This is a genomic window from Pedobacter immunditicola (assembly GCF_037482985.1).
In the GTDB taxonomy this organism is placed as follows: Bacteria; Bacteroidota; Bacteroidia; order Sphingobacteriales; family Sphingobacteriaceae; genus Pedobacter; species Pedobacter immunditicola.
This window is the reverse complement of record NZ_JBBHKC010000012.1, coordinates 33,667-51,388: the sequence shown is the minus strand read 5'-3', so window position 1 is coordinate 51,388 and position 17,722 is coordinate 33,667. Positions and strand designations below refer to the sequence as shown.

General features: G+C 39.6%; 19 protein-coding genes. 16 read left to right on the top strand and 3 right to left on the bottom strand.

Going from position 1 to position 17,722, the window contains the following annotated elements; genetic code table 11:
* Positions 1 to 74 precede the first annotated feature (74 nt).
* The gene (locus WG905_RS18185) at positions 75 to 1,739 is read right to left on the bottom strand and encodes a PNGase F N-terminal domain-containing protein (protein ID WP_431844527.1); all 1,665 of its coding nucleotides are present in this window, start codon (positions 1,737 to 1,739) and stop codon (positions 75 to 77) included.
* A gap of 243 nt (positions 1,740 to 1,982) precedes the next feature.
* On the opposite strand from WG905_RS18185, the gene WG905_RS18180 reads away from it, so the two are divergent.
* The 6 genes from WG905_RS18180 (at position 1,983) to ric (ending at position 7,193) form a co-directional block, all read left to right on the top strand.
* Positions 1,983 to 2,945 carry an NAD(P)-dependent alcohol dehydrogenase gene (locus WG905_RS18180; RefSeq protein ID WP_339593185.1) on the top strand — a complete coding sequence of 321 codons (963 nt, stop codon included), beginning with the start codon at positions 1,983 to 1,985 and terminating at the stop codon, positions 2,943 to 2,945.
* 55 nt (positions 2,946 to 3,000) lie between these two features.
* Positions 3,001 to 3,594: a Crp/Fnr family transcriptional regulator gene (locus tag WG905_RS18175; RefSeq protein ID WP_339593184.1), complete on the top strand. Its 594-nt coding sequence runs from the start codon at positions 3,001 to 3,003 to the stop codon at positions 3,592 to 3,594.
* Positions 3,595 to 3,702: 108 nt separating this feature from the next.
* Positions 3,703 to 4,539: a DUF2249 domain-containing protein gene (locus WG905_RS18170; RefSeq protein WP_339593183.1), complete on the top strand. Its 837-nt coding sequence runs from the start codon at positions 3,703 to 3,705 to the stop codon at positions 4,537 to 4,539.
* Positions 4,536 to 5,828 (top strand): hypothetical protein, encoded by a 1,293-nt coding sequence (locus WG905_RS18165; RefSeq protein ID WP_339593182.1) that lies wholly within the window; start codon positions 4,536 to 4,538, stop codon positions 5,826 to 5,828. The genes WG905_RS18170 and WG905_RS18165 overlap by 4 nt, the downstream gene beginning before the upstream one ends.
* Positions 5,815 to 6,150 (top strand): metal-sulfur cluster assembly factor, encoded by a 336-nt coding sequence (locus WG905_RS18160; RefSeq protein ID WP_339593181.1) that lies wholly within the window; start codon positions 5,815 to 5,817, stop codon positions 6,148 to 6,150. The genes WG905_RS18165 and WG905_RS18160 overlap by 14 nt, the downstream gene beginning before the upstream one ends.
* 92 nt (positions 6,151 to 6,242) lie before the next feature.
* Entirely contained in the window at positions 6,243 to 7,193 is a 951-nt protein-coding gene (gene ric / locus WG905_RS18155) for an iron-sulfur cluster repair di-iron protein (protein ID WP_339593180.1), read from the top strand.
* A gap of 75 nt (positions 7,194 to 7,268) precedes the next feature.
* On the opposite strand, the gene WG905_RS18150 is transcribed toward ric, so the two are convergent.
* Entirely contained in the window at positions 7,269 to 8,498 is a 1,230-nt protein-coding gene (locus WG905_RS18150) for a hypothetical protein (RefSeq protein WP_339593179.1), read from the bottom strand.
* Positions 8,499 to 8,646: 148 nt separating this feature from the next.
* Here WG905_RS18150 and WG905_RS18145 point away from each other — a divergent pair, with 148 nt between their 5' ends.
* Genes WG905_RS18145 through WG905_RS18115 form a run of 7 tightly spaced genes read left to right on the top strand, consistent with a single transcriptional unit; the run spans position 8,647 to position 14,926 of the window.
* Positions 8,647 to 9,126, top strand: a complete 480-nt coding sequence (locus WG905_RS18145) for a c-type cytochrome (protein ID WP_339593178.1) — start codon at positions 8,647 to 8,649, stop codon at positions 9,124 to 9,126.
* 7 nt (positions 9,127 to 9,133) lie between these two features.
* On the top strand, positions 9,134 to 11,125 hold the full coding sequence (gene nosZ, locus WG905_RS18140; RefSeq protein WP_339593177.1) for a Sec-dependent nitrous-oxide reductase: 1,992 nt from the start codon (positions 9,134 to 9,136) through the stop codon (positions 11,123 to 11,125).
* Positions 11,126 to 11,176: 51 nt separating this feature from the next.
* Positions 11,177 to 11,788 (top strand): hypothetical protein, encoded by a 612-nt coding sequence (locus WG905_RS18135; RefSeq protein ID WP_339593176.1) that lies wholly within the window; start codon positions 11,177 to 11,179, stop codon positions 11,786 to 11,788.
* Complete coding sequence (locus WG905_RS18130; protein WP_339593175.1) at positions 11,772 to 12,212, top strand: nitrous oxide reductase accessory protein NosL; 441 nt, start codon at positions 11,772 to 11,774, stop codon at positions 12,210 to 12,212. Before WG905_RS18135 ends, WG905_RS18130 begins: the two co-directional genes overlap by 17 nt.
* On the top strand, positions 12,209 to 13,453 hold the full coding sequence (locus tag WG905_RS18125; protein ID WP_339593174.1) for a nitrous oxide reductase family maturation protein NosD: 1,245 nt from the start codon (positions 12,209 to 12,211) through the stop codon (positions 13,451 to 13,453). Before WG905_RS18130 ends, WG905_RS18125 begins: the two co-directional genes overlap by 4 nt.
* The gene (locus WG905_RS18120) at positions 13,450 to 14,166 is read left to right on the top strand and encodes an ABC transporter ATP-binding protein (RefSeq protein ID WP_339593173.1); all 717 of its coding nucleotides are present in this window, start codon (positions 13,450 to 13,452) and stop codon (positions 14,164 to 14,166) included. The genes WG905_RS18125 and WG905_RS18120 overlap by 4 nt, the downstream gene beginning before the upstream one ends.
* Complete coding sequence (locus WG905_RS18115; RefSeq protein ID WP_339593172.1) at positions 14,159 to 14,926, top strand: ABC transporter permease subunit; 768 nt, start codon at positions 14,159 to 14,161, stop codon at positions 14,924 to 14,926. The genes WG905_RS18120 and WG905_RS18115 overlap by 8 nt, the downstream gene beginning before the upstream one ends.
* A 43-nt stretch (positions 14,927 to 14,969) precedes the next feature.
* On the opposite strand, the gene WG905_RS18110 is transcribed toward WG905_RS18115, so the two are convergent.
* Entirely contained in the window at positions 14,970 to 15,335 is a 366-nt protein-coding gene (locus tag WG905_RS18110) for a nuclear transport factor 2 family protein (RefSeq protein ID WP_339593171.1), read from the bottom strand.
* A gap of 148 nt (positions 15,336 to 15,483) precedes the next feature.
* On the opposite strand from WG905_RS18110, the gene WG905_RS18105 reads away from it, so the two are divergent.
* The 3 genes from WG905_RS18105 to WG905_RS18095 are packed head-to-tail and all read left to right on the top strand — an operon-like array spanning position 15,484 to position 17,720.
* The gene (locus tag WG905_RS18105; RefSeq protein WP_339593170.1) at positions 15,484 to 16,338 is read left to right on the top strand and encodes a dienelactone hydrolase family protein; all 855 of its coding nucleotides are present in this window, start codon (positions 15,484 to 15,486) and stop codon (positions 16,336 to 16,338) included.
* Between the two features lie 38 nt (positions 16,339 to 16,376).
* Positions 16,377 to 16,709: a HopJ type III effector protein gene (locus WG905_RS18100; protein ID WP_339593169.1), complete on the top strand. Its 333-nt coding sequence runs from the start codon at positions 16,377 to 16,379 to the stop codon at positions 16,707 to 16,709.
* 54 nt (positions 16,710 to 16,763) lie between these two features.
* Positions 16,764 to 17,720: an SDR family oxidoreductase gene (locus tag WG905_RS18095; RefSeq protein ID WP_339593168.1), complete on the top strand. Its 957-nt coding sequence runs from the start codon at positions 16,764 to 16,766 to the stop codon at positions 17,718 to 17,720.
* Positions 17,721 to 17,722: the final 2 nt, after the last annotated feature.

Below are 17,722 nucleotides of genomic sequence, written 5' to 3'. Positions count from 1 at the left end.
TGTGATACAGCCTCCATCATTTTATCATAAGGTATCTTTCACCTTGTTTGCCAACATTTTCAATCTACTGATTGCTAATTATAAATCAGGCATCCTGATACATTCCAAAAGCTAAAACTCGTTCCTTCAGGTGCACCCTGTGGGATTTGCACTTTGATGATATGTTGGCCGGCCTTCAAATCACCCAGATTTATATAATTAGGATTTGTTACCGTTCCCGGGCACCAATTTGAACGGCTTAAATCTGATGACGATAAACCATTGCTGAAGTTCCCTGAAATAGGGTTATAAAGACGATAAGATCCACAATCTGTTCGCCAGGGGGTGAATTTAAAGGCTATTTGCCCGTTCAGGAAAATGCGGTTTTCTTTAGGAACAAATTCATCTCCATTTCCCCAGCCGCCATGTCCTGTCGTGACATACCGGAGTTGAACATCTGTGGCATCTTCAGGCAAATTAAAAGTCACTTCTAACCCTTTCTCTTCGCTAAAGAAGGTCGGATAATCTTGTCCACCCATTTCCATAACATTTGTTGTATTAAAAATGGGCATCACTTTTTGAGCAGCCATTTTTGATTCACCGCCTGGATGTATCGTGAGTTCTAAACTTACCTTATGGCCGCCTTTATCATAATTACCAATATAAGTTCCGATGTAAACCTCTTTCCCAGACATTACAGAAATAAATTCTGAAATATCCTGACGGTAAATCACGCTATCCTGCCAGGTTTTATTCTTTAACGTCAGGCGTTTATTAAAGTGATTGACGCCAAATGGAGTAAAAAATCTCATCAATTCATAAACCGGTGAGAATCCCGCAGTGCGGATCATCCCTGGGTACTGCTTGCCATTCCCGTTTTCATAAAGTGGCAAGGTTTTCATCCCATGTTTCATTCCATCCAGAAAAGTTTGCTTCTGGTCTTCAGCAATCATAAACACAGAACCAGTCCGGTCATAGGCATCTCCATTAGATTTTTGTATCAACTGAACAAAGGCCTGACTGCCATTTGTGATTTCAGGAATCTTTACTTTTTTTAGGATAACAGTGCCACTTGCAAATCTCAAAACGCTGTCAGATTGAGGTTTATCCCTGAAGTTGATCACCTCATCTTTAAATATTGGAACCTGTACAAAACGACTTTTCCATACTTCATCGTGGTAAGTCAATCCATCTACGATATTCCCAAAGTCGCGCAGTCCGACAGGAGAAGGGATGCGTTTGATCTTTTCTATTTTGGTGGCTGTAATTTTTGAGTTTCCATTACGGCTATATTCCAGTACCAGCCCTAAATTCTGCCCTACTTCATTTGGTGCCCCCTTTATAGCTAAAGCTGTAGTGTACCATATTTCGATAGCATTAGAATTGATGGAAGTTGTAGCCTTTTTACAAGTATATCCTAATATTTGACGTGTTTCGTCTGTTAATTTTAACACATTCTTACCTAAAATAGCGGAATCAATAGTAGCCATTTCCCTACCTGGACTGAAATTGGTAACCCGGAGATACAAATCAGTCTGCTTACGGTCTATATAGAAGGTTTCAAAAGGGTTAACTGCTTTATTTTGTGTAATCTTTTCAGAAGTAATCACCGTTTGATCTTTATTGGTAAAAACCAGCAATGGATCTTGTTTGGGCATTACCTTGTCGTTATAACTTTTGGAATAGGTTATTTTATAAGATTGCTGAGCCGATAGGTGAAAGGATAAGCAGGTTAAAATTGTAAATAAAAGGTATTTCATGAGTCAATAAAATAGGTGATTAAACAACGTTCCCGATTTTAAAGCCGGTTTTTCGAGCGAACATCCAAATATACAATCTTATTTAAGCTTCGCTAACTCTTCCCGATTTGCTGATATTCTCCCATGTTATAAATCCTTTCATTTTTTACTTTATAAATAAAAAATGGATAGCTTTAATGCTAAAGGGGTTCTTTAAAAAACTGCTTAATAAACAACAAACAAATCGACAAATAACCTGAGAAAATGAGAGCGATCGTATATTCAAAATATGGACCACCAGCGGTTGCCGAAATAACGGAGGTTGATAAGCCCATTCCCCAAGCAAACGAGGTATTAATTAAAGTGTATGCTACAACTGTAAACCGTACCGATTGTGCATTCAGGAGTGCTTCGTATTTTATTAACAGGCTTTTTAGTGGATTATTTGAGCCTAAAAATAAGATACTTGGAAACGAATTTGCAGGACAAATTGAAGCAATTGCTAAGGACGTAACGTTATTTAAGGTTGGAGATAAGGTGTTTGGTTATAATGACACCACATTCGGTGCACATGCGGAATATATGACAATGCGCGAGTCTGATTCCCTGACGACCATGCCGGGGAATTTAACTTACCTTGAATCAGCACCTATTTGCGAAGGGGGACATTATGCTTTATGCGATATCAAAGCGGCAAAAGTTAAAATCGGACAGCATGTTTTGGTAAATGGTGCTACGGGTGCAATTGGTTCTGCAGCAGTGCAACTGTTGAAATACTTTGGGACAAATGTGACGGCAGTTTGCGATACAAAAAATGTCGCGTTAGTAAAATCATTAGGGGCAGAAGTGGTGATTGATTACCTTAATGTAGACTTTGCAAAAACTGAAAAGAAGTTTGATTTTATTTATGACGCTGTAGGGAAAAGTTCGTTTGGAAAATGTAAACCCTTATTAAAGAAAAATGGCATATACAAATCTACAGAACTTGGTAAAAATGCTGAAAACGTATTTTTAGCGCTCATTACACCTATTCTGGGTGGTAAAAGAGTATTGTTTCCTATTCCAACCATAAATAAGGAAGATGTTATTTTTTTGAAAAAACTGGTAGAGAACGACGCATTTAAGCCAGTAGTGGACAGGCAATACCAATTAGAACAGATTGTTGAAGCTTACCAATATGTTGAAACAGGACGAAAAATTGGTAACGTAGTCATTAAGGTAGTGTAATGATGGTCTTCATCCTTATATTTACTGGCGACACTACAATCTTATTTCGCCCGATATGATAGATGAAGCTTTATTAATGCAATTTGGTAAAATCGCAAACTATGATAAGGGTGAAATCTTGTTTGAAAAAGGCGATACGCCTAAGTATTATTTTCAAGTTCGTAAAGGTGCAGTTAAAATGAACAATTTTAATGATGTCGGGAAGGAGTTTGTACAGGGTATTTTTGCAGAAGGTGATAGTTTCGGAGAACCTCCTTTGCTAATCAATGAATATTACCCATCTAATGCCGTCGCGATCACAAAGGCGGAGGTTTACTTGCTAACAAAGGAAAAATTTTTAAATCTTGTCCTTTCAAATCCTGTATTGCATCTTCAAATGACAACTGTTCTTGCAAAAAGACTTTATTTTAAATCTATTATGGCATCTGAAATTTCTTCCCAGGAGCCAGAACACAGGGTTTTGCAGTTGATTGATTATTTCAAAATTAAAGTAGATAACGTTCCTGCGGAGACGAAACACAAAATTGAAATTACGAGGCAGCAAATTGCGGATTTCACTGGCTTAAGGGTGGAAACCGTTATTAGGGCCATCAAATCTCTCGAAAAAAAAGGGGAACTTACCATAGAAAGTCGAAAAGTCTATAGATAAAGCTAATTCATTACCTTAAATAGTGGTGTTTATGATCTCAATCATAAACTACAGTTGAGTCTGGCCATACCTTTGGTCTAATTCATCAACTCATTAGAATCTTAGGTAATGAAAATGACAAATCAAGTTAAAATTCATGCAGGTACCCGTATCAAAACATTGCTTGATGTGGACAGTCAGGGTGTAATCAATGAACTGGTAAAACTTAACCTTAATTTTTCTAAACTTAAAAATCCTATCCTCCGCAGGGTATTTGCTAGTCGGGTTACAATTGCTGATGCTTGTAAAATTGCCAACTGTAAGGTTGATGACTTTTTGAAAAGCATGAGCCGAATCGGATTTGTATTGATAACAGCGATACCAGCAGTGCAAAAATCAACCCAAAACCATGGTATAGACTTTAGTCGCCATACTCATGTTGTCGAACTGGATGCACGTCCTTACCTTAAAAATCATCACGATCCTCTTAAAGAAATTCTTGTGATGGTAAATAAGCTAAACGTCGGTGATCGCCTGAAAATCACGAATACTTTTGAACCTGTACCATTGATAAGCCTGCTTACTGATAAAGGATTTAGTTATGTTGTGGAGTACATTGATGTAGCCACAGTGATTACCTGGTTTGAGAAACAGCATGACGGTAATGTAACCGCTGAAAATGCCCCAATTCCACAGACAGTTAAAGACCAGGAGTTATTCAACATGGTCCTGCAGCGTTTCGACCTGGCTAAAGTCAGGTATGTCGATGTTCGTGAACTGCAAATGCCACAGCCGATGATGCTCATCATGGAGAATTTGGAGACACTTCCCGCTGATCATCTTCTTTTTGTCCATCATAAAAAAGTGCCCGTGTTTCTACTGCCTGAACTTCATAAAAAAGGAATGACATTTTTGCTGAACCATAAATCAGCGGATGAGGTGGACATGTTAATTTATCAATCATGAGCGCCATCAGACATCAACCCGCTTTATACCGGATAGTAGTAAGTCATTATCTTGTTGCGGCTATCTTCTTTCTTGCTTTGACGATTATGTTTATGTTTTCAATAAATGAAATCGCCGGGCACTATTTTCAACCCAAAATCCTGGCGTTAACACATACTGCTGCTTTGGGTTGGGGCACACTGATCATTTTTGGTGCACTATATCAGCTGCTGCCCGTCATTTTGGAAACACCACTGTATAGTATTCGGCTTTGCTGGGGCAGTTTCCTTCTCCTTGTGCCGGGGATAATGTTGTTGATTTGCGCCTTTTGGTTTTTTGACCCAGGCTTGATGATGCAGGTAGCAGGCATTCTTGTACTATCGGGCATTCTATTATTTAATTTAAATGTCCTGCTTACTTTAAAAAATAAACAGCAAACCACTATTTTTCAAGAGTTTATCGTGACCTCCTGTATGTGGCTGGCATTGACAGCAGTTTTAGGGCTGCTATTGGTTTTTAATTTCAGGTTTTCCTTTTTGCCTCAGGATCACTTGGCTTTTTTAAGACTGCATGCCCATATGGGTATCGCAGGTTGGTTTTTAATGTTGATTATCGGGGTAAGTGCCAAACTGATTCCCATGTTCCTGGTGTCTAAATATCAACAAACCGCACTATTGTCAGCTGCCTATTACCTGATCAATGCAGCCTTGTTATTGTTCTTGATTGACGGTTATTTCTTTGGTATCAATTTTAGAACAAACCTGATCCTTCTCATCGGAGTGGCTGGGCTTTGTACTTATCTAGTTTATGTTTACCGGTGCTTTGTTTCCCGTATACGTAAAGACGTTGATCTTGCAATGGTTCAAACGTTATTCTCTTTTGTCTTGCTTGCAGCGAGCATTGGGGTTCTTCCGTTTTTATTCCACTACCACTTAAAACAAAATCCCTTAGCCACAAATCTATCTGTGCTTTATGGAATCTTAATATTTATAGGATGGATCAGTGCTTTAATTATAGGGCAAACTTTCAAAACCCTTCCCTTCATCGTATGGGTAAAGCATTATGAACATTTAACCGGAAAAGTAAAGACACCTATGCCTGCTGATTTAAATAGTAATTTGCTTCTTGCAATTCAGTGCATGGCTTTCCTGCTTTTCCTGATCACCTTCATTTCCGGATTCGTGTTTTCATCCGGGATGATGAAATACATCGGGGCCAGCTGTCTGGTGATCACAGCCTTATGTTATTGCCTTCACATTGCTCATTTACTCTTACATCAGACTAAAACCCAGCATTATGATCGAATTTGATATTCCGGAATGTTTAACCGGCATGGATGTCGCCCTCGAAAATGGTTTAAGAACCGTTATTGACCCTGAGTTGCATGTAAATATCGTTGACCTTGGTTTGATCTACGGCATAACGGTCAGCCAGAAAGAACTGCTGATTGCCGTAGAAATGACACTTTCTACCAGATTTTGCCCAATGGGAGAGAGCATTGTGTCAGCAGTAATTAATTGTTTGGAACGTCTATTCGACCAGTATAGTGTCACTGTAGACTTGGTTTGGGATCCGGAATGGAACTTTGAATCGATCACACCTGCAGGACGGAAGGCACTTTGGGGGGATTAAAACGTAATTAATCATATTAAAACCAGGTTGATGAATAGCTTCATACCTATAAAACAAACATTCTTTAAAAAATCACTTTAAAAACAATTTATATGGAAACGATCAATATTTTAAACGTTACAGCATTAGAACCTCGCTTAAAACATCCCAGAATCTTTGAAGAGTTTGATGGCTTAATACCCGGCGCTGCATTCATTATTAATAACGACCATGATCCCAAACCGTTATACTACCAGATGCTGGCAGAAAGAGGGCAGACCTTTCGATGGGAATACCTGGAAAATGGACCTGAAATTTGGAAGGTGAAAATCACTAAAAATCTGCTCGACCAGGATGAAGAAACCATTGGTGAACTGGTTACAAAAGATTATAGGCGGGCACAGGTTTTCAAAAATTTCGGCATTGACTTCTGCTGTGGTGGAAAGAAAACCATTACAGAAGTTTGCGATACGAAAGGCATCAACCCTGAACAAGTTAACCAGGCGCTCAACGCAATAAGCAGTGATATCCCCGCTGCTGAAAATGATTACTTGAAATGGAATATGGATTTCCTGGCAGACTTCATTGTCAATACACACCATCAGTATATCAGGGACAACACGGCTTTCATCAAAGAACTGGCTAACAAAGTAGCCAAAGTACATGGCGACACTCACCCGGAAGTGATAAAAGTCGCCGCTATATTTACGGGAGTTGCCGAAGATTTAATGCTTCATATCCTGAAGGAAGAACGTGTTCTTTTTCCTTTCATCAAAGAACTGGCAAATGTTCAAAAAAATGGCGGGGTTATCCATGAAAGTTCATTTGGCGATGTTTCAGTTCCCATCCAAATGATGGAGGCTGAGCATGAACAAGCCGGAGAGGCTATGGAGCAAATCAGGTTGCTGACGGATAACTTCAAACTGCCTGAGGATGCATGTTCTTCTTACACTATTCTTTATAAGATGCTTGCGGCCTATGAAGATGACCTACACAGGCATGTACACCTTGAAAATAATGTCTTATTCCCTAAGGCGATTTTAGCAGAAAAGAATTGCAGATAGTTGGTTGATGTAATTCCATTTTTAAGATCCACTGCTACCCCTGCAGTGGATTTTTTAAACATTACATGCTAATGATTAGGTATCTTTTCTAATTTGAAGGTTGATGATCACCAGACTGGATCCAATGAGCAGGGCGATGGCGAATAAAATAATACCTGCTGCAGGCAAGAGGTAAATCTGGAAAGCCGTCAGTCCCTGAATCATTAACACAAATTCCTGTAGTAACACGCCTGATACAAAAAGGGAAACGCCCAGGAGGCTGAGCCGCTTGCCTTGTTTTTCAAGAAGATAGTTAAATAGTCCGATAATGAAAAAAGATAGAATACAAAGAAAACAGAGATGCAGATAACCGATCACTATTGGCCTGAAGCTAAAAGCAAATTCTCCAAGGTAAGGAAATATGGAAAGGGTTTGTAAGCCTATTTTGAGTACAAATGCCAGCCAAACCAGCATCCACAACCATTTGGTCTGCTGTGATAATTGAACAGATAAATGCTGTTTTGCCATTCTTAAAACGCTCACCATATAATAGATAGCAGCCAGTTGGACAATTCCGAAAATCACGCCAGTCCAGTGCAAGTAAGCTGGTAGATTTAACCAAAGCACTGATAGAAGATAAGTTGGTATAACCGTAACCACAAGAATGATAAATAGCATTTTATTTGTTTTTAAGCTGAGCGCACTGTTGTCTTTCATGAATAATGAAAAGAACAGACCAAAGCTTGCAAAAAGAAACCAGCCGTTATATTGGAAATGAAGGAAGAAATAAATAGATGCAAAATACCACTCTTGAACACGGGTATCCGTTGCCATTAGATAAGCAAGTGTAAAAACACCTAAGGATGACAAAAACCACAACACCAGGGCTGCTTTAAACCATATGGTGATAGAACGCTCTTGTTTGATCTTGTTCAGGTCTCGCCAATAGAAATAAATGAACACATAAGAAACTAAAATGGATAGCGTCGAGAATGTAATTGATAAAAAGGCATAACCCTGATAGATAAATGTAAAGAGCATACCATAAGCAACAAGATTGGTTGCTATGAGCATTTTATCGTACTTTTTGAAATTAACTCCTATAGTGTTATTGTTCAGGTAATTGACCATTAAGGCCATTAAGGCTAGGGTAATCCAACCTGTGAAGGCAAAATGTGAATGTCCATGTAAAAGAAATTTTTGATCAACTAAGGGGAAAGAAAAATTAATCTTGTACCTTAATATAATTCCTACTATCGCAACAACAAGTAAATTGAATAAAGCCCACTTAATCCATTTATAAAGTTCAAAACGTTGAGAATCCATAATTAAATATTTAACAGCCGAAATTAATACAATATATATTAATTAAATCATGATTTCTATCAGGTAATAAACCTATAATTAATGACTTGCATCATATTTTAACCAGAGATTAACCCCTAATTTTACATTTAATTTAACAACAACTATTATGAAAAAACTACTCGTATTATGCTGCGTTACAATCTTCCTGGCTGCTTGTGCAGGAGGTGATACGCCTAAATCCGACAATTCGAGCGACCAGTCTTCTGAAGAATCTGCATCGGCTCCTGCAATTTCAGATTATGACCCTAATAGGGGAGAAGGAAAGTTTAAAGACGTCAAAGTAGATGCTCAGCTAGATAAAGCATTAGCATTGAAAGGACAAAATATTTCCGATTTAAAATGTCTTTCTTGTCACAAACTTACCGACGAGAAGTTAGTTGGCCCAGGATGGAAGGATGTTACCAAGCGTAATACGCCTGAATGGATCATGAACTTTATGACGAATACAGATGTGATGATTGATAAGGATCCTAAAGTTCAAGCCATGCTGGAGATTTGTATGGTCCGTATGCCAAATCAGAACCTGAGTGATGAGGATAGCAGAGCAATTTTAGAATTTATGCGTCAAAACGACGGAGTTAAATAATTAAGTCATGAAAAGAAATATATTTATATTGTCGGTTTTCGCAGCATTTTTGCTGTTGAGTTTCTCTGGCTGTAAACCCAAAAACACAGCCAATGCCATGACAGGTGATGCTGCTGCCAGAGTGTATGTTGCACCAGGAAAGTATGATGAGCTTTACAACTTTGTTTCAGGCGGTTTCAGTGGTCAGGTAAGCGTTTACGGGATTCCTTCCGGCCGTTTGTTGCGCGTAATACCGGTGTTTTCAGTTGATCCGGAAAAAGGCTGGGGTTATAGCGAGGAAACAAAACCAATGCTAAATACCTCGCATGGAGAAGTTCCATGGGATGATCAGCATCACCTTGATCTGTCGCAGACTAATGGTGAAACCGATGGACGATGGTTATTTGCAAATGCAAACAATACACCGCGTATCGCACGTATTGACCTCAAAACTTTTCGTACTGCGGAGATCATAGAGATACCGAATAGTGCAGGAAATCACTCTTCTCCCTTCATTACCGAAAATTCGGAATATGTTGTCGCAGGAACACGGTTCAGCGTTCCCATGGATGACGAAGATGGGGATGTGCCCATCGATACTTATAAGAAAAATTTCAAAGGTACCATTAGTTTTGTCAGTGTTGCACCAACAAACGGAGAGATGAAAATTGCTTTCCAGCTCCTGCTTCCGGGTATGAACTTCGATTTAAGCCATAGTGGTAAAGGTCCGAGCAGTGGTTGGTTCTTCTTTAGTACTTACAATTCTGAGCAGGCACATACCTTACTTGAGGTTAATGCATCTAAGCGCGACAAAGATTATATTCTGGCCGTTAACTGGAAAAAAGCTGAAGAGTATGTAAAACAAGGAAAAGGTAAAAAGCAAAAGGTAAATTACGCACATAATGTATTCAATGAGTCCACTCATACCGCAACCTCCACAATGAAATCAGAGGTAACTGTAATTGATGTAAAAGACTTTCCAGACATTGTTTATATGATTCCTTGCCCTAAATCGCCACATGGTGTTGATATTGACCCTTCTGGTGAGTACATAGTAGGTAGTGGAAAACTTGCAGCATTGATTCCGGTATTTTCGTTTACAAAGATTAAAAAAGCAATCGCTGATAAGAACTATGATGGAAAATATGGCGGTATCCCGGTGCTTAAATACGAAGCTGCTTTATATGGCGAGGTTAAAAAACCTGGTTTAGGTCCATTGCACACAGAGTTTGATGAAAAAGGAAATGCATATACCACTTTCTTTATTTCCTCTGAAATTGTGAAGTGGAATGTTAAGGACCTTAAAATCCTTGACAGGCATCCAACTTATTATTCTCCCGGGCACCTAAGTATTCCAGGTGGCGATACCAGAAAGCCATATGGTAAATATATGGTTGCCTATAACAAAATCACCAAGGACAGGTATCTTCCAACTGGCCCTGAGCTATCACAATCGGCCCAATTGTTTGATATCAGTGGGGATAAAATGAAATTGTTGCTGGATTATCCATCGATTGGCGAGCCGCACTATGCGCAGGCAATTCCCGCTGATAAAATTGTCAAAAATTCAGTGAAGATTTTCAAAATTGAAGAAAATAAACACCCTTATGTTACCATGGGAGAAAAGAACTCCAAAGTAGTTAGGGACGGAAACAAAGTTCATGTCTACATGACTGCTATGCGTTCTCACTTTTCACCTGATAATATTGAAGGTGTGAAATTGGGCGATGAAGTTTACTTCCACGTAACCAACCTTGAGCAGGACTGGGATGTTCCACATGGCTTTGCTGTTAAGGGTGCTATAAATGCGGAATTATTGATCATGCCAGGGGAAACAAGTACCTTAAAATGGGTTCCGAAAAAAGTGGGTATTTACCCTATCTATTGTACAGATTTCTGTAGTGCCTTACACCAGGAAATGCAAGGATATGTCAGGGTCTCTCCTAAAGGATCATCCGTTCCAATATCTTTTAGCCTTGGTAAGAACTCGGACGTTCCGGATTCTCTATTGACCAGATAAATTACAAAGTAAACGGACCGTCACTGGTCCGTTTACTTTTAAGCTTCTCTAATGAAACCAAAAAATCTTTCTTCCAAACTGAGTATATCAACAAGAGTTACTGCTTTTGTTTGCGGCTTGTTGCTTATTATTGTTTTATTTGTTCCCTTGTGGCGTATAGAGTTGGATGCACCTCAATATCCTGAAGGGCTACAATTGAAAATGTATCCAAATAAGATAGCAGGTAACGTTGACATTATCAATGGCCTTAATCACTATATAGGAATGAAAACACTGCATACTGAAGACTTTATTGAATTTACCATTCTTCCTTATATCGTTGTTTTTTTTGCGCTGATGAGCCTGTTAGTTGCCTTTGTCCTTCATAAAACAAGAAAATGGCTTAATGTCCTGCTCATCTCCTTTATTCTCTTCGGAATCATTGCTATGGCAGATTTCTGGCGATGGGAATACAATTATGGACATAACTTAGATCCCAATGCCGCGATAATTGTTCCCGGCATGGCCTATCAACCTCCACTAATCGGCTATAAACAGTTGTTGAATTTTGGTGCTTATTCAATCCCTGATATTGGAGGATGGATTTTTATCGCCGTGGGTATAATGCTGGTCATTGCCGTCATAGTGGAATTCAAAAGAAATAAATATGAAAAACTTAATTAGCACAATTGCAGCTATTTTTATGATTGTAGTCCTGAGCCTGACATCCTGTACGGTAGGTCCTCAAAAGATTAAGATTGGTGTAGATGTATGTAGCTCTTGCAGAATGAGTATTGCTGATAATCGCTTTGGCGCAGAGATCGTTACAAAAAAAGGTAAAGTTTATATATTTGATGATATACATTGCCTTACTGGTTTCATGAAGGCGAATACAATAGACAACAAAGAGATTAAAAACACTTATTTTGTGGACTTTAATGAGCCACATGATCTTATAGAATCTGGTCAGGCTTTCTTGATGAAAAGCACACAATTACGTTCTCCAATGGGGGGTAATATTGCTGCTTTTAGCAGTCAGGATCAGCTTAATGCTGCTTCCGGTAAATTATCCGGCGAACAAGTGACATTGGAAGGGATAACGAAATGAGAAATGTTATAGCCTATTTTCTTTTTTTACTCTTAATTCTAAGCACATCAGCCACCCATGCAGATACGATTTATGCAGGTAAATTAAGAGCGTTCAAAACTATACAGGGTGCAATCAATGCTGCCAAAGCAGGTGATACAGTACTGGTAGATCCAGGGATCTATAAAGAAAAAACGATCAGGATGCATAAATCTATTACACTGAAAGGCATCGATTTTCCAGTCCTTGATGGTGAGAATAAATATGAGATCGTTTCTATCAAAGCCAGCCATGCGACCATTGAAGGATTCCGGATACAGCATAGCGGTAGATCTGAAATGAGCGATATCGCGGGAATTGCCATTACTGATAGCTATAAGGTATCTGCACTCAATAATGTGTTAGATGATACCAATTTCGGTATTTATGTACAAAACAGCAAAAGTTGTACAGTAAAAGACAACACGATTACGTCTTATGGGAAGAACGAAGTTCAAAGCGGCAACGGCATCAGCTGTTGGAAAAGTGATAGTTTACTCGTTATTGGTAACAAAATAAAAGGGCATCGCGATGGAATTTATTTTGAGTTTGTGACCAATTCCCTGGTGTGGAGGAACATCAGCAAAAACAACATAAGATATGGCATACACTTCATGTTTTCGCATCATGACACCTACATCGCTAATGTTTTTGAAGAAAACGAATCAGGGGTGGCGGTCATGTACACTAGCCATATCCGAATGTACAATAATGTTTTCATTAACAACTGGGGCGATGCTGCCTATGGCATTTTACTGAAAGACATCAGTGACAGCGACATTTCAGGAAACCACTTTATAGAAAATACTGTCGCTTTACATATGGAGGGTTGCAACCGCATTAATCTCTATAAGAATAGTTTTTCTAATAATGGCTGGGGCGTAAAAATCCAGGCAAGTTGTGATGATAACGATTTTACTAAAAACAATTTTACTGGCAACACCTTTGATATTGGAACAAATGGGTCGCTCGTATTAAATACATTCAACGGGAATTATTGGGACAAATATGAAGGCTATGATCTGGATCGTGACCGTACTGGGGATGTACCTTATCATCCGGTAAGCATGTATTCGATGATCATCGAAAATAACCCTGCTGCCCTCATGCTTTTTAGAAGTTTAATCGTGACGCTGTTAGATAAGAGTGAAAAAGTCTTGCCGGGCATCACACCTGAAAATTTAAAAGACAATAAACCTTTAATGAGGGCCATAAAACTATGATTGTTGCTACAGATATTATTAAAAGATTTGGAAGTTTAAAGGCGCTTTATGGCGTTTCACTGCGGTTTTCAAAGGGAGAATGTATCGCCTTACTTGGGCCAAATGGAAGTGGGAAAACAACCTTGATTAAATCCATCCTGGGGATGGTTGTTCCCGATAGTGGTACACTGCACTTTAATGGAGAAAACATTGAAGGGAAATGGTTATATCGTGAACAAATAGGATATATGCCGCAAATTGGTCGCTATCCTGAAAATATGACCATTGCCAATGTGATGAATATGATGAAGGACTTGCGGAAGAGCCCGAACAAACACCTTGACCAGGAATTAATTGAAAGATTCGGGTTAAATAACATGTTGCATAAAAAAATGAGGACGCTGTCTGGCGGTACTACCCAAAAAGTAAGTGCCTGTCTGGCCTTTTTGTTTAACCCTGCAGTGCTCATTTTAGATGAACCTACTGCCGGGCTTGATCCGCTGTCATCAGAGATTCTCAAACAGAAAATTTTAAAAGAAAAGAAAAACGGTAAACTTGTGATCATCACTTCTCACGTGTTAAGTGAGCTTGACGACCTGGTTACCCAGGTTGCCTATATGCAAGAGGGTTCTTTGGTATTTCACAAAACGCTTTCGGCGCTGAAAGAAGAGACCGGAGAAAGAAAATTATCCGCCGCAATTACTACAATAATGAATTTACAAAACCATGAATAAAATCTTAAAATATGTAATCGTCGATATTGTTCAGAATAAAATCGTCTTGGTCTACACTTTTTTGCTCCTGGTGATATCGCTTAGTTTGTTTAACCTTGAAAATAATTCTGCTAAAGGCTTGCTCAGCTTACTGAATATTATCCTTATCATCGTTCCGCTTATTTGCATTACTTTTTCCACAATTTACATTTATAACAGCTCCGAGTTTATCGAATTACTGGTAAGTCAGCCGGTAAAAAGAAGGACAATCTGGATGAGTATCTTTTCCGGTTTATCATCTTCACTATCTCTGGCTTTTTTTATAGGAGCGGGGATTCCCATCTTGCTTTATCATGCAGATTCCACAGGAATAATGATGATCGCTACAGGGCTATTTCTGACGCTGGTATTTGTGAGTGTTGCCATGCTTGCCGCCGGAAGCACGCGTGATAAGGCTAAAGGAATTGGATTGTCGATCTTATTGTGGTTATTCTTCTCGTTAATCTTTGATGCGCTGGTTTTGTTTTTATTGTTCCAGTTTCAGGATTACCCCTTGGAAAGGGTAATGGTATTTATGAGTTTCCTGAACCCAATTGACCTTGGCCGCGTCCAGATATTACTTCAAATGGATATATCTGCACTTATGGGATATACAGGAGCTGTTTTTCGTGAGTTTTTTGGCACAACAACCGGCATCACGATATCTTTTATAGGCTTGTTTTTCTGGGTTGTTTGGCCAGTCTGGCTTTCGTTGCGAAGATTTAAGAAGAAAGATCTATAATACTGAAGGTCTTCATATGATTCATAGCAAAGATTTTTTGATATTAAACCGGAACGCTGCAAGCTGATATTACTTTCCATTCGGCATTGAATTTTTTCCAGATTCTTGTGAACCTGACCCTGCTTTCAAAGGGCTCTGTATAATAAGTGCCTGTGATGTGTTTTTTAACTACTACGACGGCAACATCATCAAAGATCCTGATGCTTTGTTCACTAATTTCAATATCGGAGATCACAAGATCTCCGTTACGATGGGAGATTAAATCGGATTCCTTGTCGAGTAAGATACCTGCATGATTGGTAAATGTTAGCTGATCATGAAGCAATTGTTGTAAGCGGTCAATGTCACTTTTTTTGATAGCTGTTATTAATGACTCTTCCAATTCTATAATTTGTTTTTTAAGCTCCATCAACGAATTTAATCATATCAGCTTCTTTAACAAATCATTTTTAATGTTATTTTAGTAGGTATAAAACATTTACAAATGCTGCCAAGCTGTTGTACCAATGTTATCCTATAAACGGCTATCCTTAAAATCAACCTTAAACTATAGTATTATGGATCAGAAAATAATCAATCTGTACGATTCGTACACCCACAGCCAGCTGAGCAGAAAAGAATTCATTAAAAAACTATCGGTATTAGCTGGGGGCACCGCCATGGCATTAACCATTCTGCCCCTGTTAGAGAACAATTATGCAGCCGCTGGAACTTTAGTGAATGAAGAGGAGTTGAGCACAGAAATGATTACTTACAAGGGGGTTAATGGAGAAATGAAAGGTTTGCTGGCAAAACCTAAAAACGGTAAAAACTTAGGCAGTGTATTGGTGATCCACGAAAACAGAGGTCTGAATCCTCATACCATGGATGTGACAAAGCAAGTTGCAGCGGCAGGTTTCCTGGCATTAGGAGTGGATGCTTTATCAGTGACAGGTGGTACGCCAGCCGATGAGGATAAAGCGAGAGAAGAAATCGGAAAGCTAAATCCAGCAGATAACCTGCAGAACTTCCTGCTTGGTTTAGACTATCTGCGGAAACATAAAGATGGAAATGGTAAAGTTGGTTGTGTTGGCTTCTGCTGGGGTGGGCGAATGGCTAACCTGTTAGCCGTGAATGATCCAAAATTACAGGCGGCAGTGGCTTATTATGGTTCCGCGGCAGAAGTTGCTGAGGTACCGAAAATCAAGGCATCATTGCTATTGCACTATGCTGGCCTGGATGAAAGGATCAATGCAGGAATCCCTGCGTATGAGTCAGCATTAAAGCAGCATAAGATTGATTATCAGCTTTTTATATACGAAGGTGTTAACCATGCATTTAATAATAATACCTCACCAACCCGTTACAATGAAGCTGCAGCTAAACTTGCCTGGGGAAGAACAATTGATTTGTTTAAGAAAAAACTAAGGTAATAGGTGTAATTTTACGGTCTAACAATTTCCAATGTACAATGATTGATCAGTTAAAAACTTTAATTACTGGCTTAAAAGCCAAAACGATTACCTTTAATGAGGTAATCTCATTCATAGAAAGTCAATATAACCACCAGCCTACAGCATTTAAAAATGGTGAAGTAGACAATGAGGCCACACAAAATCAAGGGAGTGCAAAGGTATTTGCCTTTGCGCAACGCCAACAGCTGAGTGAGGCAGATACCCTTTATTTATTTGCAGAACATTACCAGGCCGTATTGGCGAATCCGGATGCAGCTGATCATCAAAATATCAGGCAGTTTATGGTGCATGGATGGGCGGGAATACAATTCCATTCAGAAGCGCAGTAATAACTTTATTAAACTAATCCTGCTACCGGCTGTTATAAGTATTCAATACAGCTTATGCCTAGAACGATTGTTATTACAGGAGCATCAAGCGGAGCGGGGCGAGCTATAGCCCTCGCTTTTGCTGAAAAACAAGACCAGCTGGTTTTGGCCTCCCGGAACTTTGAAGAACTTAAAAATGTTGCCATCGAATGTGAAGCATTCGGGGCAATTGTGCGGTTAGTTCAAACTGACGTCACTGACCCTGGGGCGATGATTAACCTGGCCGCTGCAGCCGATGATTTTGGAGGTCAGATTGATGTCTGGGTGAACAATGCTGGCGTGCTCGCTGTTGGCGCATTCGATGAAACGCCAATGGAGGTCCTTGATCAGGTGATCCGTACCAACTTAATGGGTTATATTCATGGGGCTCATGCGGTAATGCCCTATTTCAAAAAACAAGGCCGGGGAATTCTTATCAATAACATCTCTATCGGCGGATTTTTACCGGTTCCTTATGGTACAGGCTATTCAGCGAGTAAGTTTGGCATTCGCGGTTTTTCTGCCGCATTAAAAGGCGAGCTTGTCGGTTTCCCAGATATTCATGTTTGCGATGCTTATCCGGCTTTTATTGATTCGCCGGGGATTCAGCATGCCGCTAATTATACAGGCAAACAGCTTAGGCCCGCTCCACCAGTTTATGATCCTAACCGGCTCGCGATGGCGATCGTGAAGCTGGCCGACTATCCAAAGTCGGAAGTCATGGTGGGCAGCGCATCCGTATTCTTGCGTTACTGTTATGCCTTATTTCCCGGCATCACCAGGAGAATTTCGGGAAAGGTGATCCATGAATACCTCAACCATGCCCCTGCTATCGATAAAACGGACGGCAATCTTTTCACACCTGTTGATTATGGCAATGCCATATATGGCGGATGGGGGGTGCCCGGCAGGCCAAGAGCTCATCGGAAGTACATTGCCGGGGGGTTATTACTGTTCACGGCGGGACTGATGGTGCTCCTCTCTAAAAAATAATC

What these genes read in the sequence shown, in the direction of transcription:
- WG905_RS18105 (WP_339593170.1), top strand. Translation starts at nt 15,484, where the DNA reads ATGGATCAGAAAATAATCAATCTGTACGATTCGTACACCCACAGCCAG.
- WG905_RS18160 (WP_339593181.1), top strand. Translation starts at nt 5,815, where the DNA reads ATGATCGAATTTGATATTCCGGAATGTTTAACCGGCATGGATGTCGCC.
- WG905_RS18115 (WP_339593172.1), top strand. Translation starts at nt 14,159, where the DNA reads ATGAATAAAATCTTAAAATATGTAATCGTCGATATTGTTCAGAATAAA.
- WG905_RS18130 (WP_339593175.1), top strand. Translation starts at nt 11,772, where the DNA reads ATGAAAAACTTAATTAGCACAATTGCAGCTATTTTTATGATTGTAGTC.
- WG905_RS18135 (WP_339593176.1), top strand. Translation starts at nt 11,177, where the DNA reads ATGAAACCAAAAAATCTTTCTTCCAAACTGAGTATATCAACAAGAGTT.
- WG905_RS18170 (WP_339593183.1), top strand. Translation starts at nt 3,703, where the DNA reads ATGAAAATGACAAATCAAGTTAAAATTCATGCAGGTACCCGTATCAAA.
- WG905_RS18180 (WP_339593185.1), top strand. Translation starts at nt 1,983, where the DNA reads ATGAGAGCGATCGTATATTCAAAATATGGACCACCAGCGGTTGCCGAA.
- WG905_RS18110 (WP_339593171.1), bottom strand. Translation starts at nt 15,335, where the DNA reads ATGGAGCTTAAAAAACAAATTATAGAATTGGAAGAGTCATTAATAACA.
- nosZ (WP_339593177.1), top strand. Translation starts at nt 9,134, where the DNA reads ATGAAAAGAAATATATTTATATTGTCGGTTTTCGCAGCATTTTTGCTG.
- WG905_RS18185 (WP_431844527.1), bottom strand. Translation starts at nt 1,739, where the DNA reads ATGAAATACCTTTTATTTACAATTTTAACCTGCTTATCCTTTCACCTA.
- WG905_RS18120 (WP_339593173.1), top strand. Translation starts at nt 13,450, where the DNA reads ATGATTGTTGCTACAGATATTATTAAAAGATTTGGAAGTTTAAAGGCG.
- WG905_RS18175 (WP_339593184.1), top strand. Translation starts at nt 3,001, where the DNA reads ATGATAGATGAAGCTTTATTAATGCAATTTGGTAAAATCGCAAACTAT.
- ric (WP_339593180.1), top strand. Translation starts at nt 6,243, where the DNA reads ATGGAAACGATCAATATTTTAAACGTTACAGCATTAGAACCTCGCTTA.
- WG905_RS18145 (WP_339593178.1), top strand. Translation starts at nt 8,647, where the DNA reads ATGAAAAAACTACTCGTATTATGCTGCGTTACAATCTTCCTGGCTGCT.
- WG905_RS18165 (WP_339593182.1), top strand. Translation starts at nt 4,536, where the DNA reads ATGAGCGCCATCAGACATCAACCCGCTTTATACCGGATAGTAGTAAGT.
- WG905_RS18095 (WP_339593168.1), top strand. Translation starts at nt 16,764, where the DNA reads ATGCCTAGAACGATTGTTATTACAGGAGCATCAAGCGGAGCGGGGCGA.
- WG905_RS18100 (WP_339593169.1), top strand. Translation starts at nt 16,377, where the DNA reads ATGATTGATCAGTTAAAAACTTTAATTACTGGCTTAAAAGCCAAAACG.
- WG905_RS18150 (WP_339593179.1), bottom strand. Translation starts at nt 8,498, where the DNA reads ATGGATTCTCAACGTTTTGAACTTTATAAATGGATTAAGTGGGCTTTA.
- WG905_RS18125 (WP_339593174.1), top strand. Translation starts at nt 12,209, where the DNA reads ATGAGAAATGTTATAGCCTATTTTCTTTTTTTACTCTTAATTCTAAGC.